30 protein-coding genes and 1 pseudogene are annotated in these 26,260 nt (G+C 70.9%); 18 read left to right on the forward strand and 13 right to left on the reverse strand.

All coding sequences use genetic code 11. The features are described from left to right. Nucleotides 1–3 precede the first annotated feature (3 nt). The 6 genes and pseudogenes from ACGFRB_RS00885 to ACGFRB_RS00910 all read left to right on the forward strand — a co-directional run bounded on the left by ACGFRB_RS00885 (nt 4) and on the right by ACGFRB_RS00910 (nt 4,198). Nucleotides 4–741, forward strand: a complete 738-nt coding sequence (locus ACGFRB_RS00885) for a maleylpyruvate isomerase family mycothiol-dependent enzyme (RefSeq protein WP_363002115.1) — start codon at nt 4–6, stop codon at nt 739–741. 198 nt (nt 742–939) lie between these two features. Further along, nucleotides 940–1,764, forward strand: a complete 825-nt coding sequence (locus ACGFRB_RS00890; RefSeq protein WP_393237247.1) for an AMP-binding protein — start codon at nt 940–942, stop codon at nt 1,762–1,764. A 185-nt stretch (nt 1,765–1,949) separates the two neighbouring features. After that, nucleotides 1,950–2,237 carry a hypothetical protein gene (locus ACGFRB_RS00895; protein WP_363002119.1) on the forward strand — a complete coding sequence of 96 codons (288 nt, stop codon included), beginning with the start codon at nt 1,950–1,952 and terminating at the stop codon, nt 2,235–2,237. A gap of 77 nt (nt 2,238–2,314) precedes the next feature. Next, nucleotides 2,315–2,668, forward strand: a complete 354-nt coding sequence (locus tag ACGFRB_RS00900) for a DUF2087 domain-containing protein (protein WP_393237250.1) — start codon at nt 2,315–2,317, stop codon at nt 2,666–2,668. After that, nucleotides 2,665–3,459: pseudogene (locus ACGFRB_RS00905) on the forward strand (LysE/ArgO family amino acid transporter). Before ACGFRB_RS00900 ends, ACGFRB_RS00905 begins: the two are co-directional and overlap by 4 nt. A gap of 166 nt (nt 3,460–3,625) precedes the next feature. Then, nucleotides 3,626–4,198, forward strand: coding sequence for a dihydrofolate reductase family protein (locus tag ACGFRB_RS00910; RefSeq protein WP_393237253.1), 573 nt, complete (start codon nt 3,626–3,628; stop codon nt 4,196–4,198). A gap of 51 nt (nt 4,199–4,249) precedes the next feature. On the opposite strand, the gene ACGFRB_RS00915 is transcribed toward ACGFRB_RS00910, so the two are convergent. Continuing rightward, nucleotides 4,250–5,131, reverse strand: coding sequence for a helix-turn-helix transcriptional regulator (locus ACGFRB_RS00915; protein ID WP_393237255.1), 882 nt, complete (start codon nt 5,129–5,131; stop codon nt 4,250–4,252). A gap of 212 nt (nt 5,132–5,343) precedes the next feature. Between ACGFRB_RS00915 and ACGFRB_RS00920 the strand changes: the two genes are divergently transcribed. Next, nucleotides 5,344–6,123 carry an NAD(P)H-dependent oxidoreductase gene (locus tag ACGFRB_RS00920; protein ID WP_393237258.1) on the forward strand — a complete coding sequence of 260 codons (780 nt, stop codon included), beginning with the start codon at nt 5,344–5,346 and terminating at the stop codon, nt 6,121–6,123. A 101-nt stretch (nt 6,124–6,224) separates the two neighbouring features. Here the strand turns inward: ACGFRB_RS00920 and ACGFRB_RS00925 are convergent, their stop codons facing one another. Further along, nucleotides 6,225–7,613, reverse strand: coding sequence for an FAD-binding oxidoreductase (locus ACGFRB_RS00925; protein WP_393237261.1), 1,389 nt, complete (start codon nt 7,611–7,613; stop codon nt 6,225–6,227). 269 nt (nt 7,614–7,882) lie between these two features. Between ACGFRB_RS00925 and ACGFRB_RS00930 the strand changes: the two genes are divergently transcribed. Continuing rightward, nucleotides 7,883–8,680 carry a nucleotidyltransferase domain-containing protein gene (locus ACGFRB_RS00930; protein WP_393237264.1) on the forward strand — a complete coding sequence of 266 codons (798 nt, stop codon included), beginning with the start codon at nt 7,883–7,885 and terminating at the stop codon, nt 8,678–8,680. A 149-nt stretch (nt 8,681–8,829) separates the two neighbouring features. Here ACGFRB_RS00930 and tpx read toward each other — a convergent pair whose 3' ends face one another. Further along, nucleotides 8,830–9,333 (reverse strand): thiol peroxidase, encoded by a 504-nt coding sequence (gene tpx / locus ACGFRB_RS00935; protein ID WP_361235310.1) that lies wholly within the window; start codon nt 9,331–9,333, stop codon nt 8,830–8,832. A 204-nt stretch (nt 9,334–9,537) separates the two neighbouring features. Between tpx and ACGFRB_RS00940 the strand changes: the two genes are divergently transcribed. Next, entirely contained in the window at nt 9,538–10,101 is a 564-nt protein-coding gene (locus ACGFRB_RS00940) for a GNAT family N-acetyltransferase (RefSeq protein ID WP_393237268.1), read from the forward strand. Nucleotides 10,102–10,218: 117 nt separating this feature from the next. On the opposite strand, the gene ACGFRB_RS00945 is transcribed toward ACGFRB_RS00940, so the two are convergent. Then, nucleotides 10,219–10,503, reverse strand: a complete 285-nt coding sequence (locus ACGFRB_RS00945; RefSeq protein WP_393237271.1) for a hypothetical protein — start codon at nt 10,501–10,503, stop codon at nt 10,219–10,221. A gap of 383 nt (nt 10,504–10,886) precedes the next feature. Between ACGFRB_RS00945 and ACGFRB_RS00950 the strand changes: the two genes are divergently transcribed. From ACGFRB_RS00950 to ACGFRB_RS00960, 3 genes are all read left to right on the forward strand, one after another. After that, nucleotides 10,887–11,105 (forward strand): type II toxin-antitoxin system HicB family antitoxin, encoded by a 219-nt coding sequence (locus ACGFRB_RS00950; RefSeq protein ID WP_393237274.1) that lies wholly within the window; start codon nt 10,887–10,889, stop codon nt 11,103–11,105. A 298-nt stretch (nt 11,106–11,403) separates the two neighbouring features. After that, nucleotides 11,404–12,069 (forward strand): hypothetical protein, encoded by a 666-nt coding sequence (locus tag ACGFRB_RS00955; RefSeq protein ID WP_393237277.1) that lies wholly within the window; start codon nt 11,404–11,406, stop codon nt 12,067–12,069. Between the two features lie 437 nt (nt 12,070–12,506). Further along, nucleotides 12,507–12,938 (forward strand): hypothetical protein, encoded by a 432-nt coding sequence (locus ACGFRB_RS00960; protein WP_363002137.1) that lies wholly within the window; start codon nt 12,507–12,509, stop codon nt 12,936–12,938. Nucleotides 12,939–13,186: 248 nt separating this feature from the next. Here ACGFRB_RS00960 and ACGFRB_RS00965 read toward each other — a convergent pair whose 3' ends face one another. Then, a complete protein-coding gene (locus ACGFRB_RS00965) occupies nt 13,187–14,488 on the reverse strand; it encodes a peptidase S8 (protein WP_393237280.1) in 1,302 nt (433 codons plus the stop codon). Between the two features lie 430 nt (nt 14,489–14,918). Here ACGFRB_RS00965 and ACGFRB_RS00970 point away from each other — a divergent pair, with 430 nt between their 5' ends. The 3 genes from ACGFRB_RS00970 (at nt 14,919) to ACGFRB_RS00980 (ending at nt 19,420) form a co-directional block, all read left to right on the forward strand. Then, on the forward strand, nt 14,919–15,260 hold the full coding sequence (locus tag ACGFRB_RS00970) for a hypothetical protein (protein ID WP_393237283.1): 342 nt from the start codon (nt 14,919–14,921) through the stop codon (nt 15,258–15,260). 105 nt (nt 15,261–15,365) lie between these two features. Then, the gene (locus ACGFRB_RS00975) at nt 15,366–17,429 is read left to right on the forward strand and encodes a PA14 domain-containing protein (RefSeq protein WP_393237286.1); all 2,064 of its coding nucleotides are present in this window, start codon (nt 15,366–15,368) and stop codon (nt 17,427–17,429) included. 251 nt (nt 17,430–17,680) lie between these two features. Continuing rightward, nucleotides 17,681–19,420 (forward strand): MFS transporter, encoded by a 1,740-nt coding sequence (locus tag ACGFRB_RS00980; protein WP_393237289.1) that lies wholly within the window; start codon nt 17,681–17,683, stop codon nt 19,418–19,420. 47 nt (nt 19,421–19,467) lie between these two features. Here the strand turns inward: ACGFRB_RS00980 and ACGFRB_RS00985 are convergent, their stop codons facing one another. Continuing rightward, nucleotides 19,468–20,277 carry an alpha/beta fold hydrolase gene (locus tag ACGFRB_RS00985; RefSeq protein ID WP_393237292.1) on the reverse strand — a complete coding sequence of 270 codons (810 nt, stop codon included), beginning with the start codon at nt 20,275–20,277 and terminating at the stop codon, nt 19,468–19,470. A 114-nt stretch (nt 20,278–20,391) separates the two neighbouring features. Here ACGFRB_RS00985 and ACGFRB_RS00990 point away from each other — a divergent pair, with 114 nt between their 5' ends. Then, complete coding sequence (locus ACGFRB_RS00990) at nt 20,392–20,835, forward strand: MarR family winged helix-turn-helix transcriptional regulator (protein WP_393237295.1); 444 nt, start codon at nt 20,392–20,394, stop codon at nt 20,833–20,835. 85 nt (nt 20,836–20,920) lie between these two features. Here the strand turns inward: ACGFRB_RS00990 and ACGFRB_RS00995 are convergent, their stop codons facing one another. From ACGFRB_RS00995 to ACGFRB_RS01025, 7 genes are all read right to left on the reverse strand, one after another. Beyond that, on the reverse strand, nt 20,921–21,364 hold the full coding sequence (locus tag ACGFRB_RS00995; RefSeq protein WP_393237298.1) for an NUDIX domain-containing protein: 444 nt from the start codon (nt 21,362–21,364) through the stop codon (nt 20,921–20,923). A 63-nt stretch (nt 21,365–21,427) separates the two neighbouring features. Then, complete coding sequence (locus tag ACGFRB_RS01000) at nt 21,428–22,630, reverse strand: enoyl-[acyl-carrier-protein] reductase FabV (RefSeq protein ID WP_393237301.1); 1,203 nt, start codon at nt 22,628–22,630, stop codon at nt 21,428–21,430. Next, nucleotides 22,627–22,890 carry an acyl carrier protein gene (locus tag ACGFRB_RS01005; RefSeq protein ID WP_393237304.1) on the reverse strand — a complete coding sequence of 88 codons (264 nt, stop codon included), beginning with the start codon at nt 22,888–22,890 and terminating at the stop codon, nt 22,627–22,629. The genes ACGFRB_RS01000 and ACGFRB_RS01005 overlap by 4 nt, the downstream gene beginning before the upstream one ends. Nucleotides 22,891–23,113: 223 nt before the next feature. After that, nucleotides 23,114–23,851 (reverse strand): alpha/beta hydrolase, encoded by a 738-nt coding sequence (locus ACGFRB_RS01010; protein WP_393237307.1) that lies wholly within the window; start codon nt 23,849–23,851, stop codon nt 23,114–23,116. Nucleotides 23,852–24,115: 264 nt separating this feature from the next. Further along, nucleotides 24,116–24,391, reverse strand: a complete 276-nt coding sequence (locus ACGFRB_RS01015) for a DUF397 domain-containing protein (protein ID WP_393237310.1) — start codon at nt 24,389–24,391, stop codon at nt 24,116–24,118. Between the two features lie 51 nt (nt 24,392–24,442). Further along, entirely contained in the window at nt 24,443–24,718 is a 276-nt protein-coding gene (locus ACGFRB_RS01020; protein WP_393237313.1) for a DUF397 domain-containing protein, read from the reverse strand. Then, nucleotides 24,699–25,550: a helix-turn-helix domain-containing protein gene (locus ACGFRB_RS01025; RefSeq protein WP_393237316.1), complete on the reverse strand. Its 852-nt coding sequence runs from the start codon at nt 25,548–25,550 to the stop codon at nt 24,699–24,701. Before ACGFRB_RS01025 ends, ACGFRB_RS01020 begins: the two co-directional genes overlap by 20 nt. A 117-nt stretch (nt 25,551–25,667) precedes the next feature. Here ACGFRB_RS01025 and ACGFRB_RS01030 point away from each other — a divergent pair, with 117 nt between their 5' ends. Together ACGFRB_RS01030 and ACGFRB_RS01035 are read left to right on the forward strand one after the other, a co-directional pair. Then, nucleotides 25,668–25,877: a hypothetical protein gene (locus ACGFRB_RS01030; RefSeq protein ID WP_393237319.1), complete on the forward strand. Its 210-nt coding sequence runs from the start codon at nt 25,668–25,670 to the stop codon at nt 25,875–25,877. After that, the gene (locus ACGFRB_RS01035; RefSeq protein WP_393237322.1) at nt 25,874–26,251 is read left to right on the forward strand and encodes an ATP-binding protein; all 378 of its coding nucleotides are present in this window, start codon (nt 25,874–25,876) and stop codon (nt 26,249–26,251) included. Before ACGFRB_RS01030 ends, ACGFRB_RS01035 begins: the two co-directional genes overlap by 4 nt. Nucleotides 26,252–26,260 lie beyond the last annotated feature (9 nt).

Here is a 26,260-nt window from a genome sequence, read left to right on the forward strand (position 1 = left end):
CCGATGCCCAGCGACTGTTCCGACGCCGCCGGCCTCCGGGTCCTCGTGGACCCGGCCGCCCCCGGCGTCGCCGACGACGAGGTCGGTCACGACCGTGACCCCTGGCTCCCGGACCGTCTGCTGAGGACGGAACGCGACCTGCTGATGCCGTTGCTGCGCCGTACGCCCGAGTCCGCGTACGCCAACCGCACCGCCTGCCCCGGCTGGACCGCCCGGCAGGTGCTCGCCCACTGCGCGGCGGCGCTCGTCCGTATCGTCGAGGACCGGCTGGAGGAGGGCGTGTTCCTGCCCGAAGCCAACGCCTACGACGTTGCGGAACGCGAGGACTGGCCGCTCGGCCGGGTCCTCGACGAACTGGAACGCGGCATGACCGAGGCCGGACCGGTCATCGCCGCCCGCGAGGACGGCCGGCTCGACGCGGTCGCCCTCGGGGAGTGGGTGCACGCGGGGGACGTACGGGAGGCGTTCGGCGAACCCGGCGCGTACTGCGGCCAGGCACTCGACCTGGCCCTCCCGCTGCTGTCGGTGACCAGCCGCAAGCGGGAGACCCCGCGACTGGTCTGCGCGCTCGCGGACCGGCCCGGCGAGGTGGCGCTCGGCAACGCCATCGAAGGGCGGCCCCCGGCCCGCTTCAGCGGGGACGCGGCGACGCTGATCCGTATCTACTCGGGCCGGCCGCTGGTGCGTACCCGGTACGAGCTGACCGGGGCGACGGAGCAGGAACTGCTCATCTACCGCTGAGGGGCAGGTGGTTGGCGGTGGCGGCTGTCGGTCGCCGACCGCCGGCCGTCGTTTCCGCCGTCCGCTGTCTCCCCGCCGCCGTTTCCCGACCGCTGTTTCCCCGACCGTCGATTCCCGACGGGGCGTCGAGCCCTGGTCCGTCCACCTCCCCCCGGACGGGCCGGGGCTCGACGCTTCCTCCCCACGAGAGGACACCTCATGCCCGGCACGCTCGACCGAATGCTGCGCGCCCAGGTGGCGTCGCGCCCCGACGAGACCGCGGTCGTCTTCGGCGGCGACCATCTGACCTTCCGCGAACTCCACGAGGGGGCCGCGGTTCTCGCCGCGTATCTGCGCACCCTCGGCGTGGTCGCCAATCAGCGGGTCGGGATCTGCCTCGAACCCGCGCTCGAACTGGCGATCGGCACGTGGGGGGTGGTGCTGTCCGGCGGGGCGTACGTCCCGCTCTCCCCGGAACGCTCCGGCGAGCGGCTGCGCCGGGTGATCGAGGACAGCGGCGCCCAGGTCGTCGTCACCCAGGAGGTGTTCCGGGCCCGCGTCGACGAACTCGCCCCGCCCGGCACCACCGTGGTCACCTTCAAGGACGCCGTGCAGTACGCGTGGCGCACGGCCGGCGCGGAACGGCCCCTGGCCGACGTCGTGTCGGACTCCTCCCAACTCGCCTATGTCGTCTACCCGTCAGCCTTCGGCGATCGGGTGGTGGGTCTGGCCACCGAACACCGCTCGATCGTGGCCCAGTTGGGGTGGGTGTCCGCCGAGCACGAGCTCGGCCCCGGCGCGACCGTCGTCCAGAAGCTCCCGATGGACTTCGAAGCGGGCCGGTGGGAGATCCTCGCCCCCGGCGTCGGCGCGCGGGTCGTCTTCGAGCCGGCGTATCCGTGGAGCGGAATGGGGGAGTGGAACGACGATTACTCCTTCGCGGCGGGTGACCACCCCTTCCCGGAGGGGGTGCGCGTCCGGCCGAGGCTGCTGTCGAAGGCGGGGGAGGTGGCGGAGCGGGTTCCGTCCGGGCTGGGGAGGTAGGGCGGCGGGGGTAGTCCGTTCGGCTCTGCCGTGGTGCGAGGCGGGGGCGCCGGTGCTGTGCTGGTGGCGCCGGGACCCCGCTGATCCCCTCTGCCCCCGACCCGCACCGACCCCGTTCCGACCCCCGTACCGACCCCGTATCGGTCCCGAACGCCTGGCAACGCATCGCAGTGCAGGAGCGCACCATGGCCGTGATCGTCACCCTCGAATTCCCCGGCGTCGACGAGGAGGGCTACCGCCACACCTTCGACAAGATCACCGGAGCGCCGTGGTTCCCGACCCCGGGCTTCCTCGCCCATGCGGCGGGCCCGGACGGCGCGGGCGGCTGGCGGGTGATCGACTTCTGGGACTCGGAGGAGGCGTACCGGATGTTCGCGCGGAAGACGCTGCCGATCCTCCAGGAGACGGGCCTGACCTCGGTCACGACGAGGATCGACGAGGCGGTGGAAGTGGTGGTCCCGCCGCCCGGGTAGCCGCCGTGGTTGCCGCCCGGGTGGCCGCCGGGGTAATTGTGTTGCGGAGCCGGGCCGTTCGACTTCAGGGTGACCCCATGTCCACCGATTCCCCCGCTGATTCCTCCGCAGGCCCGGCCGCGCCCGCCGCCTCCGCGGCTGCCACCGCCGACCTCTTCGCGCCCGACGGCCGGCTGAAGGCCATCCCGCGCAAGCCCGCCCGCCGCGCCGCGCTGCTCGACCATCTCGCCGCCACGCTCTTCGAGACCGACCGCGCCTACACGGAGCGCGAGGTCAACGAGGCCCTGAAGACCGTGCACGACGACTTCCCGGCCCTGCGCCGCTATCTGATCACCGGCGGCCAGCTCTCCCGTACGAACGACGGCTCGGCCTACCGCCGACAGCAGCGGACCACCGACGACCCGGCGGGAACGACCCCCACCGTCGCGTGACCGCGGCGGCACTGGCCGGCCTGCTCGCCGGCTTCGGCATCGCCATCCCCGTCGGCGCGGTCGGCGCCCTGCTCGTCGCCCTCACAGCCCGTTCCGGCTGGCGTACGGGCGCGGGCGCGGCCTTAGGGGCTGTCCGGCGGATCTTGGCCGGGGCCGTGACGCCTGGCACGGCACCTGGCCGCGTTGCCGAAATGCCTGAATAGCTCCGCTATTAAGACACTCCAGCGCCTTGCCATGCACCGCACCAGACGCCCCGGCCTTTCCGACCCTGATCCACCGGACAGCCCCTCGGCGTCGCCACCGCCGACGGCGTCTACGCCCTCGTGGCGGTCGCGGGCGGCTCGGCCCTGGTCCCGCTGCTCACCCCGGTGATGACCCCGATGCGGTGGGTGTCGGCGGCGGTCCTGGTGGCCCTCGCCGTCCGGGGAGCCTGGACAGCCGTACGGACCTACCGCGGCGCCCCGCGGATCGCCCCCGGCCCCGGCGCGACGAGCCCGCTCCGCGCGTACCTCACCTTCCTGGGCATCACGCTCCTCAACCCGATGACGGTGATCTACTTCGCCGCCCTCGTCCTCGCCACGGGCCCCGCCGCCCCGTCCACCACGCCGACCCGCACCGTCTTCGTCCTGGCGGCCTTCGCCGCCTCCGCGACCTGGCAACTCTTCCTCGCCACCGGCGGCACCCTCCTCGGCCGCACCCTCTCGGGCCCGCGCGGCCGCGTCGCCACGGCGCTGGCGTCGAGCACGCTGATCGTGATCCTGGCGGCGCGTCTCGTGGCGGACGCGGTGTAGGGGGAGGGGCCGTAGGCGGCGGGCGTCCGATCAGGGCCACATACGGCGCGGATGTCAGTGGCCGATGATTTTCTGTCCTCACGACGGTCCAAAGATCAAAAGACCACCGCGTACGCCGGTCGCACCGCACCACGCCCCACCCCGCCCCACGGAACGAGGAACCCAGATGCGCACCCTGATCACCACCGCCTTCGTCTCGCTCGACGGTGTCGTCGAGGCCCCCGGCGGCGAGCCCGGTTACCGGAACTCCGGGTGGACCTTCAAGGACGTCGAGTTCCTCCCCGAGGCGTTCGAGATCAAGGGACGGGAGCAGGAGGAGGCCTCGGCGATGCTGCTGGGCCGGACGAGTTACGAGGCGTTCAGCCCCGTGTGGCCGGACATGGCGGACTTCGCCGGCTACAAGGAGATGCCGAAGTACGTCGTCTCCACCACCCTCACCGACGACGACCTCGTCTCGAACTGGGGCGAGACCACGATCCTGCGGTCCCTCGACGAGGTCGCCGAGCTGAAGCGGACCGAAGGCGGCCCGATCATCGTCCACGGCAGCGCGTCCCTGAACCGGGCGCTGTCGGACGCGGGCCTGATCGACCGCTACCACCTGCTCGTCTTCCCCCTGCTGCTCGGCGCGGGCAAGCGCCTCTTCAGCGCCACGGACAAGGACGCGCAGAAGCTGCGGCTGGTCGAGCACGAGGCGTACGCGAACGGCGTCCAGAAGCAGGTCTTCGACGTCGTCCACTGAGGCCGGGGCCGGGGCCGGGGCCCGGGGGCCCGGGGGAGGGGCCGGGGTGTCCTACCCCGGCGGGAAGCCGGACCCGCGCCGGTCGCGGACGCCGTCGGCCGCCGAAGAGGGAGCGCCGCCCTCGGTCTCGGGCGCGTCCAGGCCCGCGAGGAGACGCAGCCCGTCCGCCGCCGGGCTGCCCGGGGCCGCCGACAGCACCAGCATCTCCAGGCCGGAGTCGCCGGGCAGCGCGAAGTTCTCCTGGTGCAGTTCGAGCAATCCGATCAGCGGGTGCCGGTACGCCTTGCGGCCGTGGGTGCGGGCGCGGACGTCCGCGCGGGCCCACAGACGGCGGAAGCGCTCGCTGCCCATTGCCAACTCACCGATGAGTGAGGCCAGTCGGGGGTCATCGGGGAACTTTCCGGCGGCCAGTCGCAGATGCCCGACGGCATCGAGGGTGCAGGCCTCCCAGTCGGCGTAGAGACCGCGTTCGTCTTCTTCGAGGAAGATATGGCGGGCGGTGTTGAGGCCTGCCGACGGCCGGCCGAAGAGAAGCCCGGCGAGCCGGTTCCCGGCGATCACGTCGAGCCGGTGGTCCATGATCAGAGCCGGGGCCTCGGGGATCAGGTCGAGAACGCGCAGCAGCTCCGGCCGGACCCGTCCGCCCGGCGCCTTCGCGCGGCGGCGGGGCTGCCGGGCGAGCCGGTGGAGGTGGTCGCGTTCGGTCTCGTCGAGGCCGAAGACGCGGGCGAGCGCGTCGAGGACCTGCTCGGAGGGCTGGGTCGCGCGGCCCTGCTCCAGACGTACGTAGTAGTCGACGCTGACCCCGGACAGGTGCGCCACTTCCTCCCGGCGCAGCCCTTCCACCCGGCGGCGGCTGTCGGTGGGGATACCGGCGGACGCCGGGTCGACCCGGCCGCGCCGGGTCCGCAGAAAGCCCGCGAGATCGTCCATGCGCCCAGTATCCGCCCGTTGGGGCGGCGGAGTTGGGCGTGAGGGTGGCCCTGCGGATACCAGGAAGTCCGGTCCGATGGAAGCGGCGCCCCTGAACACCGGGCGCCGCGCCGTCCAGGATCGAGGACGTCCGGCAGGCCCGGGCCGGTGCCGATCCACCGGCCAGGGCCTCCCCGGTCCCTTCCCGCCCCACCCCTCCCAAGGAGCTTCCCGTGAAGACGCTGATCGTCCACGCCCACCCCGAGCCGACGTCCCTCAACGGCTCGCTGAAGGACCTTGCCGTGTCCACCCTGGAGAACGCCGGGCACGAGGTACGGGTGAGCGATCTGTACGCGATGGGCTGGAAGGCCGCCCTGGACGGCGCGGACTACGGACCCGCCGCGTCGAGCCCGCTGCAGGTGGTCCGCGACTCCGGCCGGGCCTTCGACGCCGGGCTGCTCACCCCGGACGTCCGCGCCGAGCAGGAGAAGCTGCTGTGGGCGGACACCCTCGTCCTCCAGTTCCCGCTGTGGTGGTACTCGATGCCCGCGATCCTCAAGGGCTGGGTGGAGCGGGTGTTCAGCTTCCACTTCGCGTACGGCGTCGGCGAACACAGTGCCACCAAGTACGGCGAGCGCTTCGGCGAGGGCACCCTCGCGGGCCGGCGGGCCCTGCTGTCGGTGACGGTCGGCGGGCCCGCGTCGCACTACGCGCCGCGCGGGATCAACGGCCCCATCGAGGACCTGCTGTTCCCGATCCACCACGGGATCCTCTACTACCCGGGCATCGAGGTGCTGCCGCCGTTCGTGGTGTACGGCGCCGACCGGATGACTCCCGAGGAGTACCCGGCCGTCGCCGAGGCGTGGGAACAGCGCCTGCTCACCCTGGAGTCGGCCGAGCCGATCGCGTTCCGCCGACAGAACTTCGGCGATTACGAGATCCCCTCGCTGCTCCTGAAGGAGGGGCTGGAGCCGGCCGGGCGTACGGGCTTCGGGCTGCATGTACGCGGGTGACGTGGGTGACGCGGCGGCCAGGGAGCCCGGCGGCCCGGCATCCAGACAGCCGGGCCGTACCCGGACGCGGGCCACGCCCCGGACCCCTGTTCGGCCGGCGGTCAGTGCGCCGCGGGCGCGATGTTCTGGTTGTGGTGGAAGACGTTGTCCGGGTCGTACGTCGCCTTCACCTCGGCCAGCCGGTCGTAGTGGCCGCGGTAGGTGGCCCGGACCCGGTCCTGGCCTTCCTCCGCGCCGATGAAGTTGACGTACCCGCCGCCCATCGAGTGCGGATGCAGCGCGTCCCAGTAGCCGCGGGCCCAGTCGCGGATCCGGCCCGCGTCGGCCGGTTCGGGGCTGATGCCGGCGATCACGCCGGACCACATCGCGTCCCGGTACGCCCACGCGGTGTCCGCCTGGGCGGGGCGGTGCGCGGCGCCGTCCACCGGATAGAGGTGCATGGTGGACAGGTCGGTCGGCATGCTGTCGAGGAACGAGCCGTGCACACCGATCGCGCCGTCCGTGATCCGGTCGAAGAAGTCACCGCGCCAGTACCACTGGAGCCCCTTCGGGATCAGTCCGTCGAACGTCGTCTGGAGCGCCGGATACGGCACGGGCATCGAGAAGTGGAAGGCGGGCGGGGCCGGTTCGGTGACGTCCGTGAACGCCTTCGTCAGACTCTCCTCGTCCGTCGCGCCGGTGTGGCACCACACCACGCCGCACATCTTCCTCCCGTGGATCTCCTCGGGGAAGGGCGGGCCGGGCGGGACGACGAGCAGGGCGAAGAATCCGTACAACTCCTCGGGCGCGCTGGGCAGATACTCCCGGTACCAGCGCATCACGGCGTCGAGATGATCCGGCTCCCACAGGGTGACGGCGAAGCCCACGTCGTCGACCGGGTGCAGCGCGTACGTGAACGACGTCACCACGCCGTAGTTGCCGCCGCCGCCCCTCAACGCCCAGTAGAGATCAGGGTGTTCGTCCGCCGATGCGGTGACGGCCGTGCCGTCCGCGAGGACGACGTCCGCCGCCAGGAGATTGTCGACGGTCAGTCCGTAGGCCCGGGTCAGATAGCCGTGCCCGCCGCCCAGGGTCAGTCCGCCGACCCCGGTGGTCGACATGATCCCGGCGGGTGTCGCGAGCCCGAAGCCGTGCGCCTCGTGGTCCAGGTCCCCCAGCAGGCTTCCGCCGCCGACCGTCGCGGTCCGGGCCGCGGGGTCCACCCGTACCCACCGCAGGGCCGACAGGTCCACCATCAAAGCGTCGTCCACCAGACACAGACCACCGCCGCTGTGCCCACCGCCGCGCACCGACAGGTCCATGCCTGCGTCGCGGGCGAACCATATCGCCGCTCTCACGTCCGTGGTGTCCGCGCACCGGGCGACGGCCGCCGGGCGGCGGTCGATCATCGCGTTGTAGATCTCCCGGGCGCCGTCGTATCCGCGGTCCTCGGGAGTGATCACCTCGCCGCGCATCCGCTCGCGCAGCGTCTCGTACGTCGTGCCGTCCATGACTCCTCCAGGACACCCCCTGTCGGACGGCCGCGCTACGTCTTCAGTCTCCCCCTGTCCCGTACGCTCCGCGAGCGCGTCGGGTCATCCGCCCTTACCCTGCGGGTCCGCACGCCCGCGCCCTCTCTCCACGGCCGCGCCCTCTCCCCGCGGCCGGCCGGCGCGGTCCACGCGCTCGAAGACGCACGGCGAGACGTGTCGCGCGGACCGGTGGACCGGTCGCCCGACTGCTACGTTGATCTGCTTTGCTCCGATCGGAAGGAAAGCAGATGGTTGTTCCCGTCCCGCACAGCCGGTTCCTCGCGGACACGCTGCCACGGATCCGGGAGGACGCGCGCGTGGCCGGTGTGGCGCTCACCGGGTCGCTCGCGGGAGGCCGGCCCGACGCCTACTCGGACGTGGATCTGATCGTGGTCGTCGACGACGACGCGCACCGCGCGGTCATGGAGGAGCGGCTCGCGCTGATCGGCTCCTGGGCGCCCCTGGTGGCCGGTTTCACCGGGGAGCACGTCGGCGAACCGCGCCTGATCGTGTCCCTCGTCGGACCGCCGCTCCTGCATGTCGACTTCACGTTCGTCCGGGCCTCCGACTTCGCCGCACGGACGAAGGATCCGGAGATCCTGTGGGACCGGGACGGCCTCCTGGCGGGCGCCCTCGCCGGACGCCCTCCGGCCGGGCCGGCGGCACTCGATCTCCAGTGGATCGAGGACCGGTTCTGGGTCTGGACGCACTACGGCGCGACGAAGCTCGGCCGAGGGGAACTGTTCGAGGCCATCGGCTTCCTGAACTTCCTGCGCGAGACCGTGCTCGGCCCGTTGGCCGCGCGCCGCGCGGGCGCGCCGCCGCGCGGCGTCCGCCACCTGGAGACCGTCGCACCGGCGGAAGCGCGCGAGCTGCGGGCGACACTGTGCGGCTACGACCCTCACGACGCCGGGCGGGCGCTGCTCGCCGCCGTGGAGCTCTACCGCCGGTGGTCCGTCGCGGGCGGAGCGCCCGTCGAACGGCGCCACCACGCCGAGGACCTCGCCGTACGGTTCCTTCGCGAGGTCGTCGACCGGCTCCGCTGACCGCGCCCCGCGCCGCCCCGCGCCATGCGAACGGGGATACGCCGACGGCCCGCCCGGTCCCAGGAAGGGGACGAGGGCGGGCCGTCGGCGTGCGCGTGCGGGCCGTCCGGGAGGGGCGGACCGGCGCGGCGATCGCTATCGCGTCGCGCTTACTTCTTCAGGGCGCCGAGGGCGGCCTCGTAGTTCGGCTCGTCGGCGATCTCGGAGACCAGCTCGGCGTGCAGAACCTTGTCGTTCTCGTCGAGGACGACAACGGCGCGGGCGGTCAGACCGGCCATCGGGCCGTCGACGATCGCGACACCGTAGTCGGTGTGGAACTCACGGCCGCGCAGGGTGGAGAGCGTCTTCACGTTCTCCAGGCCCTCGGAGCCGCAGAAGCGGGCCTGCGCGAACGGCAGGTCGGCGGAGACGCACAGCACGACCGTGTCGGCCAGCTCGGCGGCCTCGGCGTTGAACTTGCGCACGGAGGCGGCGCACGTCGGGGTGTCCACGCTCGGGAAGATGTTGAGGACCTTGCGCAGGCCGGCGTAGTCCTTCAGCGTCTTGTCCGCGAGGCCCTCGCCGACCAGGCTGAACGCCGGCGCGTCGGTGCCCGGGGCGGGCAGGATGCCGTCGACGGTTACGGGGGTGCCCTTGAGCGCGACCTGCGCCATGAGGTGTCTCCTTTTACGACTGAATGGTGTCATCGTCAACAGCTGTCGACCCCACGATCGTATTCCGCCGGTTTCATGATCCTTCCCGGCCGGGGATGGGGCGGGGAGGACACGATCGGGCCGGTCGCCTCGCCCGCCCGACGTTGGCACGATGTCTCTCCCGGAACGTTGTCTTCCCCCTGGCGCGCTTCCTACGCTCGCCGGATGAACGAGATCCCCACGCACCTGACGGCGGCAGCGACCTCCTCAGCCCCGGCCCTCCTGCTGCGCCCCTGGTCGGCCGAGGACGCTCCCGCCCTGGCCGGCTGCGGCCAGGACACCGAGCTGCGCCGCCGTACGACCATCGCCGTGGACGACGAGGCCGACGCGGCCCGCTGGATCCACGACCAGGAGCGAGGCCGGCAGTCCGGGGAGCGCTTCGCCTTCGCTGTCTTGGAGGTTGAAGTCGGCGCGGGAGACGGGAAGTTGGTGGGGAATGCGGCCCTCAAGCGTGCCGCCCCGGGGTCCGCGTCCGCCGAGGTCGGCTACTGGACGGCGGCCGGTGCGCGCGGCCGGGGCGTCGCCCGGCGGGCGCTGGCGTCGGTGACGGACTGGGCGTTCGCCGCCTTCGGCGGCGACGGCCTGAAGCGCCTCGAACTCCTTCACCAGGTCGACAACACGGGCTCCTGCCGGGTCGCCGAGAAGGCCGGCTACGACCTCGGCGCGATCCTGCCGCCGTTCCCGCCGGACTATCCCCTCAAGGGGCACCTGCACGTCCTGGAGCGGTGAGGCCGACGCGTCGCGGTCCGGCGGCCGGCAGGCCGCGACGCGGATCGCCTCGGTCGGCGTCGCACCGCTCCGGCTGCTCCGCCCCGACCGGGCCCGACCGGGGCGGAGCAGCCGCGCTCATGGTGCGGCGGCGGCCGGGGTGCGCCTTCCCCAGGGGCGGAAGCGCAGCTTCAGGTGGCGGCCGCCGGCGTCCGCGTCGACCACGGTCCGCTCCCCGACCCGCAGCCCCACCGGCATCAGCTGATCACCTTGTCTGGCGAGGAGGACGGCACCGTCTCCCGCCTGCACGCTCTCGATCGCTTCCGCGAGATCTTCCTGCCATTCAGGGTCGACGCCGAACGCGTAGGAGGTCCACAGCATGCTGTTGACCGACAGCGAGCAGCCCTCGTCGTCGTGGGTCACGACCACGTCGCCTGACGCCGGCACCGGAGACAACAGCACGCAGAGATCCCGGTCTGTGAGGAACCTGTTCCCGTAACGGCGTGCGGCGGCATGACAGATCGCGAGGACGGCGGCTTCAGGGCTGTTTGGAGCGGGGGTTCGGTACGGCATGGGGTAGTAGTACCCGGCAGCGAGGTCCAGCCGTCGCGACCGCGCCGGTGGAGTCGACAACACGGGCTCCTGCCGGGTCGCCGAGAAGGCCGGCCGCGATCCTGCCGCCGTTCCCGCCGGACTATCCCCTCAAGGGGCACCTGCACGTCCTGGAGCGGTGAGGCCGACGCGTCGCGGCCTCTGCCGGGCCCGCCACGGGGACGAGGCCGGACGATGCGTGCCAGACTGGCGGCATGACCACTGACGCACTGCGTCTGACAGCCGCGATCACTCATGAAGGCGCGTGGTACGTGGCGCGTTGTCTCCAAGTCGAGGTCACCTCACAGGGCGAGACCATTGAGGAGTCGTTGGACAACCTCCGCGAGGCGCTGGAGCTCTCTTTCGAAGACGCTCCCGCACCCGAGGTCACCGAGGTGATCACTGCTCCCGTCGCGGTGCGTCACGCCGCATGAGCCCGGTCGTTCCGACGGGGCTCTCCGGCGCCGTGGTGGCCAAGGCACGGGAACGGGCGGGTTCGATCACGTCTCGACCCGCGGCAGCCATGCGAAGTATCGCAAAGGGGAGAGGGCTGTCATTCCGCTTCACCGCGACCTCGCACCCGGTCCGGTCCGGTCCGGTCCATCCTCCGCCCCAGGCCGACTGGAGTGTGGACGATCTGAAGACGCACTTGAGCTAGTCGACCGGCGTGACCTGGGCCGATGTACACCGGGCACAAGGATCCGAATGTGCGTTCCATGCGAAGATCCGGTCATGGTTTGGCGACTTCTTTGCATTCTGGCCGCGGCCCTGGGCGGGGTGCTCGCTCTCGGCTCGGCCTGGCTCGGTTCCTGGGCGGACGAGAATCACTACGCCTGGGTCGGCCGGGCCTGCGTCGCCGCCGCGGGGCTGGGGATCGTGGTGGCGGTGGGCGGTCTCGTGTTCTCGGCACTGCCCCGGCGCTGGGTTCGGCGGGTGTTCCCGCCGGCGGCGGAGCCGCGCCCCGGTGCCGTCGCCGGGCGCCACGTGAAGCTGGCCCCGATCGACCCGCTCAGGGCCGGCCTGTCCCGTGAGCCCGTGATGACGCCGAGGGTGGAGCGGGGGGTCTCCTGGGGTGAGACGGCGTTCGTGGCCGCGGTCTGCTGGGCGCTCAGCGGCGCCGCGTACGGCCTCTTCGCCGCCTTCGACGATTCGGTCCTCAACGTCTGGCCGCTTCTTTGCCCCGCCCTGGTCGGGTGGGGCAGGGGGAAGCCCCCGTACTGGGCCGCCGGAGCCGCGGCGACCCTCGTGGGGACGATCACGGTGCTCGTGCTCCTCGACTCCCTGCGGGACGCCCTGGGCCGCTACTTCGGCGAGGCCGTCACCATGGGCTCCGGGGCGACGGTCGCCCTGCTCGCCTTCACCCTCGTCCAGCGCCGCCGCGCGCGGACGGGCTTTTGACGACGGCCTTCCGGCGGCCGCGCCCGGGCCCACCTTCCAGTCGAACGGGCTTCATCCGGCCCGCAGTTGAACGCTTACCTCCCCTCCTTCCCCACGTGTCTTCCGTGGGGCGGCAGGCGGCGGCATCTATTCGTTTCGTCCCGGCCGCCCGGGACCACTGACCGCGCTTCGGCCAGGCTGGCGCGTACTCGGCGCCGTAGCCCCCGCCCGGGCCGGGGCGGTCGGACCGGGCTCGGACAACCCGCGTATTCGATCAGGCCAATGTCCCCGGACAGGCAGGCGAAGGGCCGGAGTTGGGCCGCAGCCCTTGGTACGTTCCTGACGCTTTACGGCAGGTCTCGCCTGAGTATCGACGAAGGGGAAGCATCGTCATGCGTACGTTGACGCGCCGCCTGGCATCTGGCGCAGCGGTTCTCGCTCTGTCCACCGCCCTCGGAATGAGCACGGTCGGCGCCGCCGAGGCCGCCCCGACCTCGACCCCGGCTGCGGGCCTGAGCGCCCAGGAGCAGCAGCTCCTGAACTCGGACACCCCGAAGACGGTCGAACTCGACCCCGCCACCGGCCGCGTCCTCTCGGTGGAGAAGGGCACCGCCGGGCTCTCGAAGCTGCCGTCGATCAGCAACCACAACATCTGCAACACCGGCGAGGGCTGCTTCCTCAGCGGCCAGATCCCTTACGCGCACCAGGGCTTCTGGGGCAGCGCGGGTACGTTCACCGGCAACTGGCCTTCCCGCAGCGGCTACTTCACCGGCGACTACACCGCCGGCGCGTGCTGGGCGGGCGCCTGCAGCCAGCAGCCCCTCGGCCCGAACACGACGGCGTCCTTCGGCGGCACCCTCGTGACCGGGACCTCGTTCACCATCTACTAGACGCGTCGCGCGGACGTCCCCCTCGGATCGGCGCCGAGCGGACGCATCCCACGCGAACGCACCACGCACGAACGCATCCCACGCGGACGCATCCCGCGTGAACGCACCACGCACCCACGCACCACCACGCGAACGGGCCGCGGCTGGTCGCCGCGGCCCGTTCGTTTCCTTCGGCGGGGGAGTTCCCCGCCGTGACGCCGGTGGACGGGATCAGAGGGCCCTCGCCGCCGACCTCTCCCGTGACCGGGTCAGCCCGTGAAGGCGTTGAGCCCCTGCGGGGTTCCCCAGCCGGTCGGGCCGTCGTAGCCCGACTGCGCGGTGCACAGGTAGGCGGGGGAGCAGGAGCCGTTGGTGCCGCTGGTCACGTCGTTCAGTGCCGACGTACCGGCCGCGTTGTACGGGAACTTGGCCGGGTACGAGCCGCTGGACGGCGTGCCCGCCAGTGCGTACACCGAGGCGATGATCGGGGCGGAGACGCTGGTGCCGCCGAAGGTGTACCAGCCCGCCGTCACGCCGTACGAGTCGTAGACCGCGACGCCGGTCGCCGGGTCGGCCACGGCCGACACGTCGGAGATGGCCCGCTTGGAACAGCCGGTGTCCGTCTGCCAGGTGGGCTTGGCGTCGTAGGCCGAGCAGCCGGAGCCCGAGCCGTTCCAGACGCTCTCGGTCCAGCCGCGGGTGGTGGAGCTCGCGGAGAGCGAGGTGCCGCCCACGGCCGTCACGTACCGGGAGGCCGCCGGGTATTCGGCGCCGTACCCGCTGTCGCCCGCGCTGACCGTGATGGCGACGCCCGGGTGGTTGAAGTACGAGGAGTCGTAGGACGGGTCCGACGACGACTCGGAGCCGCCGTAGCTGTTGGAGGCGTACTTCGCGCCGAGGGTGACCGCCCGGTTCACCGCGGTGCCGAGGTTGGCCATGGTGGGAGTCGTGGCCTCGACGAGCAGGATGTTGCACAGCGGGCAGATCGCGCTGGCCATGTCGAGGTCGAGGGAGATCTCCTCGGACCAGCCGGCGTCGGCGGCCGGGAGCGAGGTGGTGGAGCCGGTCTGACTCACCTTCTTGAAGCAGCCGTTGGCGGTGGTGCAGGCCGGCAGACCGTAGGACGAGCGATAGGTGGCGAGGTCCGCCTCCGCCTTCGGGTCGTCGTACGCGTCGACGATCGCGATCGTCGCACCGGCCCCCTTGGAGGCGGCGGCGGAGGTCAGGCCGTACGCGGACCGGAGGTCGCTGGGCCCGTAGCCGGACGCGGCGGTGATGTCGGCGGCGCGGGGGGTGACGCCTTCCGCCTTGGCCTTCTCCTTCTGGAACGCGGTGAGGCCGCCGGTGACGCGCAGCGCCTTGCAGGCCATCTCGCCGGCCTTGGTCGGCGTGGCGCAGGCGCGGGTCCACGTCGTCTTCGACGACGCGGTGCTCGCCGCGGCGTCGGCGTGGACAGCGGTGCCGAGGCCCGCGAACACGAGGGCGGTCGTGGCGACCGCGGCGGAGCTTATGCGGCGCCATCTGCGCGGTGTGGCAGGGGAGTTGGCGCTGGATGAGGATGGAGTACGCAACGCGATGCCTCCTGGTAGTGGGGGGTCGGGCAGGAGTGGTGCGGGTGCGTGCGGACGCCGCTGTACGTGCCGTCGGCGCCGGGCCGAGGGGGCCTGCGGAAGACTGTGACTTGTTGGGTACGCGACAAACAAGGTCCCGTTGGAATCCTGACTTCCGCGTTACCGGGGGAGGGCGGCGCGTTGCGTTTCGATGGTCCGGTGTTGGCTGGACGATGGCCGTCCTTGACTCAACTCACAGGGACGCCTTCATCCGGGCGGTCGTGTCCCGCCCGTCCCGGCGCCGGAACGGGGAGCGCGTGGAGGGGTGGGGGCGACGAGGGGCGCGGTGAGGGGTGGGGGAAACGGTTTTCCCGTGCCCGCCCGCCCCTGCTTCACTGCTCGCCAGGGAGAGTGAGGAGGCCGCCGGGTGCGGCCTCGGGGAGGGAACCGCATGGGTGTCGAACTGGAAATCCACACCGCGCCGCCGGCTCGCTGGAACTACGAGAAGTCCAGGGGAACGCTGGTCCGCAGGTCATACGAACACGGTGAGGCGCTGTCCGAGCTTCTGCTGGGCCTGGACAAGTCCTGGCGAAACAAGGCCCTTTGGGATGTGGATCCGTACGGGAACACGCTGTTCGGTGAGCAGCGGGCACAAGTCGCGCTGGGGGAGGTGTCGGACCTGTTGCGGCGCTGCGCGGGCCCGGCCCAGGAGGCGGCCGTCCTCAACCTGGAACGGATGCTGGTGTACTGCGCGTCGACCCCGGGCACCCACCTGTGGTTCATCGGCGACTGACGTCCCCGGCAGCGCGCCATCGGGTGCGGTGGAATCGTGACCCTGCCGCACCAGTTGTCCCGTCGCACGTACAACCATTTCCGCTGGTCGCGAGTCGTGTCTTTCATGAATTCAGCGAGAAGCACGACTGCTGCCGCCGCGACGGCCGTCGTGCTGGCCACCACCGGCGGACTGCTCGCCGCGGTCGCGGCGCCCGCGTCCGCCGCGACTGCCTGCACCTCCCCCGTGTTCAAGCGGCAGTTCTACGCGAACACCAAGTTCTCCGGTACGCCGAAGAAGACCGATTGCGACACGGCGATCGACGAGAACTGGAGCGGCGCCCCCGCGAAGGGCCTCCCGAAGGACAACTTCGGTGTCCGCTGGAGCGTGACCCGCGACTTCGGCTCCGGTGGCCCCTTCACCTTCAGCGTCTCGGGCCTCGACGGCATGCGGGTCTATCTGGACGGCAAGCGCAAGGTCGACGTCTGGAAGAACGTCTCGAAGACGGTCTCCAAGAGCGTCAATGTCACCATCCCCTCCGGGACGCACACCCTCCGCGTCGACTACGTCAATTGGACCGGTGCCGCCAAGGTCAAGTTCGCGTACACCCCGCGCACCGCCGCCTCCGTCGACAAGGTCAAGCCGCTGGTGCCGGGCGGGGCCGCGGTGGCGTACGACAAGACCACCGGCAAGGCGAAGGTCACCTGGGCGAAGAACAAGGAGATGGACCTCGCCGGGTACCGGGTCTACCGGCGGGACAAGGGCGCTTCCTTCCCGGCCAAGCCGCTGGCGACGGCCTCGGCCTCGGCCACGTCGTACACCGACGGCACCCTCCCGCAGTCGGGCGCGACCTACTACTACGAGGTCCGCGCGTACGACAAGGCGGGCAACGAGTCGGCCGGCACCGCCGACAAGGGCGTCACCACGGTGGACCGGATGGCCCCGGTCATCCGTGACTTCAAGGTGACGAACGAGAGCGCCCGGGAAGGGGTGTCCTTCGGCTGGAAGACCGGTGAGGGTCCGCTGGACTTCCAGCTGCTGAGGTCCGCCTCGGCCGGCGGGCCGTTCACGGTGATCAAGAGCTTCAGGGGCGAGTCGGCGACCGATGTCACCGCCCCGTACGGGGACACTTCCTTCTACAAGGTCGCCGTGACCGACGCGGCGGGCAATACCGGGTACTCGCCGGTGGTGTCCTTCACCCGGCCGCTCGCTGTTCCCGAGGACCTGGTGGCGATCGATCACCTGACGGAAGACGGCGGCAGCGTCGACCTGTCCTGGGAGGTGTCGCAGTACGCCCCGAAGGAGTTCCGGGTTCACCGCGAGGAGCGCCTCTTCAACGCCGAGACCGGTACGTACGACACTGTCGACTCCCGGATCGTGCCCTGCGAGGCGACGCTCGTCCGCGGTGAGTTCGGGATCGACCGGTACGACTGCTCCGACACCACGTTCGCCGGCCGGCCGTCCAGTGGCGAGTACGTGTACCGGGTGACCACCGTCGACGCGCGCGGTCGGGAGTCGGCTCCGTCCGGCATCCGCCGGGTCCACTACCGTGACACCACCCCGCCGCCGGCCGTCACCGGCCTCACGGCCGAGGCCACCGAGTACGGCACGGTCCTGGCGTGGGACGAGAGCACGGCCGACGACATCGCCTCGTACCAGGTCTTCCGGAAGACCAGTGAGGACGACCCCACCGGCACCACCTGGGTGGGAGAGGTGAAGGCGGGAACGACCCGGTTCGTCGACACCGAGAACCTCCAGGACGGTGGGACTCACACGTACTTCGTGAACGCGGTGGACGCCTCGGGGAACTCCCTCATCCACACCAACGGCTACCTGGACAAGATCGCGCACGCCACCGTCACCGAGCACGACGTGCGGCCCACCGTGGAGACGCCGGAGGACCACCTGGTCTCCGTCAAGGCCAAGGCCGGTTCCGCCGCCGGAACGGTTCAGCTCGACTGGGACCTGAACACCGTTCGCGACCGCGCGGACTACGTCGGCTACCGGATCTCCCGCTGGAACCCGGCCACCGCCGCGTACGAGCCGCTGACCGAGGAGCCGGTCACCGAGATGTCGTACACCGACACCGCGGCCCCCGCCGGCACCACGTACTTCTACCGGGTGACGGCGCTCCTCGTCGACGGCACCGAGTCCGGCCCCGGCGTGGCCTGGGTCGCCGTGGCGCCGTAGCGGTACCCGCCAAGCAGGACGTAGGGCGAGGGCCCCGGAGAACATCTCCGGGGCCCTTCGCCGTTGGTACCCGCGGGCGCGGGAGGCAGGCCGACAGGAGGGCATGGAATCCGCTCGGCCGCAACCCCCGGAAGGCACGGAATCCATCGCCCGTCAAATGTGCCAGAGGGCACAGAATTCCCCGGTCCGCAAATTCCTCGGAGGGCATGAATTCCCTTTTCGAGCAACGGCGTTGGCGAGAAAATCAATGCTTGACGGCATGGTGGAGTTTGCCTATTGTCCAGTCGCTCAGGTTCTCGTCCAGGTTCTTGTCGACCGGCATCCGAAAGGTGTTCATGACCGTGCTTCCCGCGCTGCCGAAGGTCAGGCAGCGGTTGATTCTCGCCGTTCTCATGCTGTGCTCGGTATTGATCTGGCTGGACAACACCGTCCTCAGTACGACGCTGGAAACCCTGGCGGACCCGGTCCGTGGACTGGGCGCCGACCCCGGGCGGCTGCAATGGGCGACGGGTTCGTACACCCTGGCCTTCGCCACCCTGATGTTCACGGCGGGCGCGCTGGGCGACCGGTTCGGGCACCGGACCGTGTTCGCCGGCGGGCTGGCGGTCTTCGCCGGGGCCTCGCTGTGGGCGGCGTACGCGAGCGACGCGGGCCAGCTGATCGCGGCCCGGGCCGCGATGGGCGTGGGCAGCGCGCTGATCACGCCCGCCATGATGGCCATCCTCATGTGGACCTTCACGGGCCCCGCGCGGGCTGCCGCGATCGGCGTCTTCTCGGCCTCGGCCGGGGTCGGAATGGCGGCCGGCCCGGTACTGGCGGGATTCCTGCTCGACCATTTCTGGTGGGGATCGGTCTTTCTGGTCAATGTCCCGGTTGTGGTCCTGGCGCTGGTCGGGCTCGCCGTACTGGTTCCGAATTTCCGCAGCCCCGCGCGGCGGCCATTGGACCCGGCGGGAATGCTGCTGTCGGCCGGTGGGCTGGTGGCGCTGGCCTACGGGCTGATCCGGGCCGGGCAGGTGGCCGAGTGGAGTCGTATCGACGTCTGGGCGCCGATCGCCGCCGGTCTGGTTCTGCTGGCCGTCTTCGTCGTCGTCGAAATGCGCGTCAAAGCACCCGGTTTCGATCCGCGGCTTCTCGCCCGACGAGTATTCGGCGGCGGAAATCTGGCGCTCGGACTACTGCTCTTCGGTGTCGCCGCCATCACCTTCCTCAACGCCTTCTATTTGCAAGGCGCACTCGGATTCACGCCGATGCGGGCGGGCCTGGCCACCATCCCGACCGCACTCGGCGCGCTCGCGGCGGCCCCTCTCGCCTCACGCCTGGTCCGCCGCCTGTCGCTGCGCCGTGTCGCCGTGCCGGCGCTGGTCGTGGCCGCGCTGAGCATGGGCGGCTACGGGTTCCTCGGTCTCCAGACCCCACTCCCCTGGATCGAGACCCTCCTGCTGATCCAGGGGCTTTCGGTCGGCATGGTGATCGGGCCCGTGACGGCCGCGCTGATCGGCAACCTGTCGCTGGAGCAGGCCGGTGCGGGATCGGCGGTCACCAACACCGTGCGGCAGACGGGCAGTGTGATCGGCATCGCGGTGGGCGGCACGATCATGTCGCTCGTGTACCGGGGTGCGATCGAACCTTCGCTGGCGGGCATGCCCGCCCCGGTCCGGGACCAGGCGCTCGTCTCGGCCGAACAGGCCCGGCACGCCGCCACCGCCCTCCACCGGCCCGCTCTCGCGCGGGCGGCCGACGACGCGTTCCTCCACGCCATGCACGTGGGCGCGGGCTGGATCGCGGCCGTGGCCCTGCTTGGGGCGGCGGTACTGCTGATGGCGTTGCCCGCCGGGGGAGAGAAGAAGGGGCCGGTACGGGAGACGGAAGCGGAGGCGGAGCCGGAGCCGGAGCCGGCATCGGCACCGGAGCCGGGCTGTGCGGAGGCGGGCGTTCCGGAAGGCCGGGAACTCCGCGAGCGGGAGGCCGGCACCCCGGGCCGGGTGTGAGCCCATGCCTCTGTGGTGCGGCGCGTTGCCTCAGGCCTGGAGTTGCCTCAGGCCTGGACTCGGGCCTGCGCCTGCACCTGGGCCTGGAGCTTGTCCGCGTACTCGGTGATGAGCGAGAAGAACCGCGCCGGGTCCTCGAACGGCAGGCCGTGGCCGCCGGGCACGAGCAGGTAGTCGGCCCGGTGGATGGCGGCGGCCAGTTCGCGCTGGTGGTGGGGCGGGATGATCCGGTCGTCGGCGCTCGCCAGCACGAGTGTCGGCGCGGTGATCCGGCCCACCGCGTCCCGCAGGTCGACGCGGGCGTCGAGTTCTATCTGCCCGAGGACGCGCTCGTCGAGCATGGCCGTGAACCCCGCGGCCAGTTCGGCGAACTGCGCCTCGTCGAGCTGGTCGAGGAGCCCGGGCCCCATCGCGGTGAGGATCAACTGGCGTGCCAGGAGAGCCGGGTCGGTACGCAGCAGGCGCGCCCACAGGTCGAACATGAACGCTTCGCGCGGGCCCGTCCTCACCCATCCGGCGTGCAGGACGAGCGAGGTCACGGTTTCGGGGTGGCGAGCGGCCACGGCCGTGGCGACGACGGAGCCCATCGAGTGGCCGACGAGGTGGAACCGTTCCAGTCCGGCGGCCCGGGCGGTGACGACGACGCGGTCGGCGAGGGAGTCCAGGTCGATGGGGGCGGGGTCGACGGGGGTGGCGCCGGCGCCGGGCAGGTTGGGGGCGACGACGGTGTACCGGTCGCGTACCGCCTCGATGAGGGTTCCCCAGTTCCCGGTCGCGTCGGCGCCGGTGCCATGGAGCAGGACCAGACCCGGGCCGGACCCGGCGACGACGTGATCAAGCGGTGCGGGGCTGGTCAAGGGGTGCCTCCATCAGTGATGAGTGACTGAGCGACGCCAAGGTAGCAGAGTATTGGCATGTGACAGAACCCTGTCACATGCCAGAGCGCGATCTGGTGGCGTACGATCGCCCTCATGGAGATGCCGGTCACGGAACGCCTCGGGCTGCACATCAAGCGCGTGGAACAGGAGCTGATGGCGGCCAAGCACGCGGCGCTCCGACCGCTCGGACTCACGGTTCCGCAGTACGTCGCGCTGTACACGCTCGACGACAAGCCGGGCCTTTCCGCCGCCGCGCTCGCCCGCGCCTGCCTGGTCACCCCGCAGACCATCGCCACCGTGCTCGCCAACCTGGAGACGAAGGGCCTGATCACCCGCCGGCCGCACCCCTGGCACCGCAAGGTGGCCGAGGTGCTCCTCACCGACGACGGAAGCCGGCTGCTCGCGCGGGCCGACGCGAAGGCCGTCGCCATCGAACGACGGATCGCCGACGGCTTCAGCCCCGAGGAACGCACCCTGCTGATCGACCTGCTGGCCCGCGTGTCGGGTCAGCTGGCGCGCGAACCGGAGCAGGACTGACGCCGCTGGTGTGCTGCCGCGCCGAGGGCCCGCCGGAACACCGGCGGGCCCTCGGCACACCACCGGAGCGATGGGCGACGTCAGCTCACCTTGACGGCCATGCCTCTGCCCTGAGGTCCCCGGCCCGGATGGCGTCCCGCAGCACGCGGGCGATCTCCTCCGGCTTCAGGTCGATGCCGTCGATCCCCTCCACGGTCAGCGGGACCTCCTCCAGCGCGTATTCACCGCGTCCCTCGGCGCTGAACTCGGGCCCGGTGCGGTCCTCGAAGGACCAGGTCGTGATGCGGGCGAGGTAGACGATCTGACGCCCGGTGTCGGACTCCACCGTGTGGAGAAGGCGGACGATGTCGGCCTTCCCGGCGATCTCCTCATGGATCTCCCGGTGCAGAGCGGCTTCCCGGGACGCGTCGCTCGCTTCGACACCGCCGCCGGGCAGCACCCAGTACGCGGGGATCCCGGGCTTGGTGCGGCGGATGACCAGCATCGTGTCCTCAGCGGTGACGAGGACGGCACGGACTCGATCGATCATGTCGGTTTCTCTCCTTGCTGGTTGACGGTCTCAGTGCAACAGCAAGTCGCCCTCGGCGATGGGTCATCCTCGTGCGGGCCAGGCCGGGTCGGTCTCCACCAGCCGGCCGTAGTCCACGCCTTCGACTCCCCATCCGTAGAGCTCTCGGACCTGGCTCATGAACCACTCCGCGCCGGACCGTGCCTTGAGCAGGCCACTGTCGGGGTCCTCCCAAAGCTCCCGCACCCGGGCCTGGACCTCGTCGTCGAGTTCCCAGCCATCGAGGCGGATCCGGCCCGCGTCGTCGAGCCGCAGGGGTGTGCGGCCCTCCAGCTGGTCCCACAGATCCATGGCCTGCCGGGCCGGGCTGACAAACGCGTCGTCGCCCAAGACCGTGCGGAGGAAGGCGGTGTAGAGGGCGATGGACGGGATGGCGCTGGACGCCTGGGTCACGGCGGCACCGGCCACGACGGTGAAGGCCCGTCCGTCGGCCGCCCGTACCCCAGGCGATGTGGCCAGCTCCCGGGCGGTCGCCTCCAGATGCTCCTTGGCCGCGCCGATGGTGCCCTGCCGGTACACCGGCGCGGTGACCTCGGAACCGACGTACGTCAGTGCCACGGTGGTGAATCCGTCGGCGAGCAGCTCGCGCTCGTGCAGGGCGTCGACCCAGCGGGACCAGTCCGCACCGCCCATGACGGCGACCGTCGCCCGCTTCTCCTCCTCGGTGCCGGGCTCCAGGCGGATCCGGGACACGGCGGGCTCGGCGCCCGAGAAGTCGAGCGCGGGGGCCTCGTAGGCGGCTGCGAGCGGCTTGATCACGGAGTGGTGGGTGACACCGGTCGCCGGGTCGGTTCGGCGCGGGGAGGCGAGGCTGTAGATCAGGTAGTCGACGGACCCGTAGTGCTGGGCCAGTGCGTCCAGCACCTCCGTCTTTCCCTCGTCGGAGAAGGCATCGGTGTTGACGAAGCGGACGTCGTGTCCGGCCTCGCGTGCGAGGTCGGCGACGGCCCCGGTGCGGTACCAGCCGGCCGTCGCGGTCCGCCGCCCGTTGTCCGCTCCCTCGAAGGCGACACCCACGCCGCGGATCCCATGCTGCCGCAGTCCGGCCAGGAGCGTGGCCAGGCCGTACCCGGCGGAGTGTCCCAACACGAGCGCGACCGGCTCGCGGCCGTCGGTGCGCGCCGGGATCTCCTCCCACGTACGGCGGACGGTGGCGGCGGCGCCCTCGGGGTGGGAGTTCACGATGAGGAATCCCCGCTGCTTCGGTTCGATCTGGCGCGTGCTCATGGCGTGTCCGTTCCGCTGGGTACGAGGCGGGCGAGGAGCCCGCGCAGGTCCGCGATCGTGCGGAGGCGGCCGGTCTCCTCGTCCGGGATGGTGACGGACAGCCGCTGCTCCAGTTCGGTCACCAGTTCGGCCAGGGCCAGGCTGTCGATCCCGAAGTCCTGTTCCAGCCGCCCGTCTTCGGGGAGCGTATCGACGGTCCCGTCAGCGATCAGCGACAACGCGTCACGGAGATGCCGCTCGGTCCTTGTGTCCTCCGTCATTGACACCGCCCCTCACTGCCCGGTCGGAGCGTCGGCGCGCACGCGGCTACCCGCAGAGGGTCGCCTGGGAGCAAGTGGACGTCGGAAACCGCAGGCCCTGCCGAGTCGGCAGGGCCTGCGGTGTGCGGAGGCGAGGAGGGCCGGGACCTGTCCTCGATGAGGGTGGTCCCGGCCCGCCGCCCCGGCTAACGCCCGGCGCCGCCTTGGCGAGGGCGGCCCGGCGTCACTTCAGGTGGCGGGCGAAGAACCGGGCCCCGGCCTCGACTTCGAACTCCGGTACGCCGGCGTGCCCGCCGAGATTGGCGTGCAGGGTCTTCTCCTTGGATCCGAAGGCGTCGTACAGGTTCAGGGCCTCCTGCCGTTCGTTCCCCTCGTCGTCCCACTGAAGCAGGACCTGGAGCGGAATGGTGACCTCGCGGGCCTCCTCGAACATGACCCCGGGCACGAGACTCCCGGCGAACAGGTTGGCCGCCGCGATGCGCGGATCGACCACCGCCAGCCGGATGCCGATGGAGATGATTCCTCCCTCGAAGCCGACCGGGCCGCCGATCTCGGGCAGCGCGAGGAGGGCGTCCATGGCGGTCTGCCATTCCGGGACGGCCTTCTCGACCAGCGGCAGGACAAGGGCATCGACGATCTCGGCGCCGACCGGCTCGCCGGCCTGCATGACCCGGCGCAGGTCCGCTCGGGCCTGCTCGGAGGCCTCCCAACGGGGCCGTACGCCACTGCCGGGGAGTTCGATGGTCGCCGCCGCGAAGCCGAACTCCGCCGCGTAGTAGCGAGCCCGCGCCACAAGGCGGGGGTAGATCTTGTCCAGCCCGAGCGGGGGGTGACCGATGAGGATCAGCGGCGCCGGTGCGGACGTGGATGCGGGTGTCCAGAGGATGCCGGGGATCTCGCCGAGGGCGAATGAGCGTTCGAGGACGCCGTCGTCAAAACGCTGCTCGGAAGTGAAGTCCATGGTCGTGCCTTTCGGGAGTGCTCTTGAATGGCGCTCCCGGACGACCTATCGCCCGACCGTGACCCCGGAGGGGAGCACCCATGTCGAAACTGCGTTCACGGGTACCACCTCCTTGTTCTCTCGCACGGCCTCCCGAAAGGTAGCAGCGACGGCCGTGGCCCACCAACAGGTATTCGCGAGGGTGGGGGTGTGGGCGCGGGTGCGGGCTCCGTGGAGGGTGCCACGGAGCCGGAACGCGGCCCGGGCCGTCTGGTGCGACCTTGTTCAGCTCGCCTTGACGGAGGTGATGAACGGGGTCCAGGCGGCGGCGGTGATGAGGAGGATGGGGCCGTGGGGCTGCTTGGAGTCGCGGACGGGGACGAGGCCGGGGGACGCGTCGTCCGCGACTTCGAGGCAGTCGCCGCCCGAGGTGTTGCTGTGGGTGCTCTTGCGCCAGGCGGCGTACCCCTCGGCTACTTCGACGCACATGCCCCCTGAGCCGTTGCTGTAGCTGCTCTTACGCCAGGTCGCGACACTGAAGTCGATTCGGGTGTCTGCCATTTCGATCTCTTCCTCTCGCCGACGTGGGTGTCGCGCCTGGCGCGACCTTGTTCAGCTCACTTTGAGGGAGGTGATGAAGGGGGTCCAGGCGGCGGCGGTGATGAGGAGGATGGGGCCGTGGGCCTGCTTGGAGTCGCGGACGGGGACAAGATCGGGGGACGCGTCGTCCGCGACTTCGAGGCAGTCGCCGCCGGAGGAGTTGCTGTAGCTGCTCTTGCGCCAGACGGCATAGCCCTCGGCTACTTCCACGCAATCGCCGCCGTCGCCGTTGCTGTAGCTGCTCTTGCGCCAGAGTGCTGCGGACAGGTCAAGTGCCTTGCTGGCCATGTCGGTAGTCCTCAGCCGCCTGCTCGATCAGGGCGAGGGACGCCTCCGGCGGCAAGGCGGCGGCCCTCAGTCGATCGTATGCCTTGCGGTACTTCTTCACGAGGGCCGGATCGTCGATCGTCTGACCGTGGTACGGCCCCTCCGTGTACATGAAAGGCGGTTCCTCGCTGAAGTCCATGAACTTGAAGGGCAGGGCCATGAAGGGGCGCGTGGGAGTGTTCCACGGCAGGATTTGGAGAGTGATGCGGCCGCGTCGTGCGAGGTCGGCGATGTGGTCGAGCTGCTCGGCCATTTCCACAGGCGGGAGTGTGGGGTGGCGTACCAGTGACTCGTGGAGGACGACCCAGTACTCGGGCACCTTGGGGTTCTCGAAGAGCTTCGCCCGCTTCAGTCGAGCCTCGATCTTCGTCTGTACCTCTTCCGGAGTGTCGAGCGGGTGTGTGGAATGGATGACCGCTCGCGCGTATGCGGTTGTCTGAAGCAGGCCAGGGATGAGGACATTGCACCATTCCTCGATCACCAACGCCCGCTTCTCCGCTTCCAGCACTTCCTCGAAGTAGGGGGCGTGGCCCTTCAGCCGTGCCTCGCGCGCTTCGTCACACCGCCGTTCGAAGAAGCCATCCGTCCCCAGCCGACGATCCACGTGCCGGGCGAGCTCGATCGGCATGCTGCGATTGCCGTGTTCGATCTCGCTGAGGATCGTGATGCCGTAGAAGCTGCCGTCGACCAGCCTCTCCAGAGTCAGGCCGGCCTCCTCCCTCTTGTAGCGCAGCTCTTTCCCGTAGAACTGCGGGACTCCAGCCGAACCGTCGATCTCTTTGCGCGTAGCCACCGGTGACCGCCTTTCGCACCGTATGTCGTGGAGCGGGAAACGCTTCCAAGGTAGAGGTCAAGACAGCAGGCTGTGAGGCGTTCGTCACACGACGCAACGAAAGGTGATCTGACCCTCATGGTCGAAGAAAACGAAGACACCCAGGCCCACGTTGAGGTACTGGGTGCCGCGCTCGCCGCGCACGGCATCACGCTCCCCTCCCTCGGGGTGGACGTCGTCACCCTCGCGGGGGCGGCCGTGCGGCCGCCGCTCGTCGCGCTCGGCAACTGCACGGTCGGGAACGCGCGGCGGCTCACCGAGGTGTTGAAGAAGGCGGCGGACGGATGATGCTGCCCTTCGCGCTCGAACTTCTCGCGCTGCCCAAGGCGGTGGGGGAGGTGCGGCGGATGTTCGAGGGGGACGATGTGCGGCTGTGCGTCAGCGAGTTGCTGACCAATGTCATCCGGCACGTGGGGGAGGGGACTCCGGTCACCGTGCGGGTGGTGGCGTCGCCCACCGGGCGGTTGCGGGTCGGGGTGAGTGACCCCGACCCCCGGGCCTGGCCGATACTGCGCGAGGCGGCGCCGGGGGCCGAGTCGGGCCGGGGGCTGGCGCTGGTGGACGCGGTGGCCCTGCAATGGGGGGTCGAGCAGGGGCCGTCCGGGAAGACGGTGTGGTGTGAGCTGGGCGCCCCGGCGGGGGTGCGGGAACCCGCCCGGTGAACAGGAGGG

This window comes from Streptomyces sp. NPDC048718 (genome assembly GCF_043198875.1).
Taxonomy (GTDB): domain Bacteria; phylum Actinomycetota; class Actinomycetes; order Streptomycetales; family Streptomycetaceae; genus Streptomyces.

Bases quoted from the DNA above. Each gene is read 5' to 3' on its own strand.
- ACGFRB_RS00885 (WP_363002115.1), top strand. From the start codon at position 4: ATGCCCAGCGACTGTTCCGACGCCGCCGGCCTCCGGGTCCTCGTGGAC.
- ACGFRB_RS00890 (WP_393237247.1), top strand. From the start codon at position 940: ATGCCCGGCACGCTCGACCGAATGCTGCGCGCCCAGGTGGCGTCGCGC.
- ACGFRB_RS00895 (WP_363002119.1), top strand. From the start codon at position 1,950: ATGGCCGTGATCGTCACCCTCGAATTCCCCGGCGTCGACGAGGAGGGC.
- ACGFRB_RS00900 (WP_393237250.1), top strand. From the start codon at position 2,315: ATGTCCACCGATTCCCCCGCTGATTCCTCCGCAGGCCCGGCCGCGCCC.
- ACGFRB_RS00910 (WP_393237253.1), top strand. From the start codon at position 3,626: ATGCGCACCCTGATCACCACCGCCTTCGTCTCGCTCGACGGTGTCGTC.
- ACGFRB_RS00915 (WP_393237255.1), bottom strand. From the start codon at position 5,131: ATGGACGATCTCGCGGGCTTTCTGCGGACCCGGCGCGGCCGGGTCGAC.
- ACGFRB_RS00925 (WP_393237261.1), bottom strand. From the start codon at position 7,613: ATGGACGGCACGACGTACGAGACGCTGCGCGAGCGGATGCGCGGCGAG.
- ACGFRB_RS00930 (WP_393237264.1), top strand. From the start codon at position 7,883: ATGGTTGTTCCCGTCCCGCACAGCCGGTTCCTCGCGGACACGCTGCCA.
- tpx (WP_361235310.1), bottom strand. From the start codon at position 9,333: ATGGCGCAGGTCGCGCTCAAGGGCACCCCCGTAACCGTCGACGGCATC.
- ACGFRB_RS00940 (WP_393237268.1), top strand. From the start codon at position 9,538: ATGAACGAGATCCCCACGCACCTGACGGCGGCAGCGACCTCCTCAGCC.
- ACGFRB_RS00950 (WP_393237274.1), top strand. From the start codon at position 10,887: ATGACCACTGACGCACTGCGTCTGACAGCCGCGATCACTCATGAAGGC.
- ACGFRB_RS00955 (WP_393237277.1), top strand. From the start codon at position 11,404: ATGGTTTGGCGACTTCTTTGCATTCTGGCCGCGGCCCTGGGCGGGGTG.
- ACGFRB_RS00960 (WP_363002137.1), top strand. From the start codon at position 12,507: ATGAGCACGGTCGGCGCCGCCGAGGCCGCCCCGACCTCGACCCCGGCT.
- ACGFRB_RS00970 (WP_393237283.1), top strand. From the start codon at position 14,919: ATGGGTGTCGAACTGGAAATCCACACCGCGCCGCCGGCTCGCTGGAAC.
- ACGFRB_RS00975 (WP_393237286.1), top strand. From the start codon at position 15,366: ATGAATTCAGCGAGAAGCACGACTGCTGCCGCCGCGACGGCCGTCGTG.
- ACGFRB_RS00990 (WP_393237295.1), top strand. From the start codon at position 20,392: ATGGAGATGCCGGTCACGGAACGCCTCGGGCTGCACATCAAGCGCGTG.
- ACGFRB_RS00995 (WP_393237298.1), bottom strand. From the start codon at position 21,364: ATGATCGATCGAGTCCGTGCCGTCCTCGTCACCGCTGAGGACACGATG.
- ACGFRB_RS01000 (WP_393237301.1), bottom strand. From the start codon at position 22,630: ATGAGCACGCGCCAGATCGAACCGAAGCAGCGGGGATTCCTCATCGTG.
- ACGFRB_RS01005 (WP_393237304.1), bottom strand. From the start codon at position 22,890: ATGACGGAGGACACAAGGACCGAGCGGCATCTCCGTGACGCGTTGTCG.
- ACGFRB_RS01010 (WP_393237307.1), bottom strand. From the start codon at position 23,851: ATGGACTTCACTTCCGAGCAGCGTTTTGACGACGGCGTCCTCGAACGC.
- ACGFRB_RS01015 (WP_393237310.1), bottom strand. From the start codon at position 24,391: ATGGCAGACACCCGAATCGACTTCAGTGTCGCGACCTGGCGTAAGAGC.
- ACGFRB_RS01020 (WP_393237313.1), bottom strand. From the start codon at position 24,718: ATGGCCAGCAAGGCACTTGACCTGTCCGCAGCACTCTGGCGCAAGAGC.
- ACGFRB_RS01030 (WP_393237319.1), top strand. From the start codon at position 25,668: ATGGTCGAAGAAAACGAAGACACCCAGGCCCACGTTGAGGTACTGGGT.
- ACGFRB_RS01035 (WP_393237322.1), top strand. From the start codon at position 25,874: ATGATGCTGCCCTTCGCGCTCGAACTTCTCGCGCTGCCCAAGGCGGTG.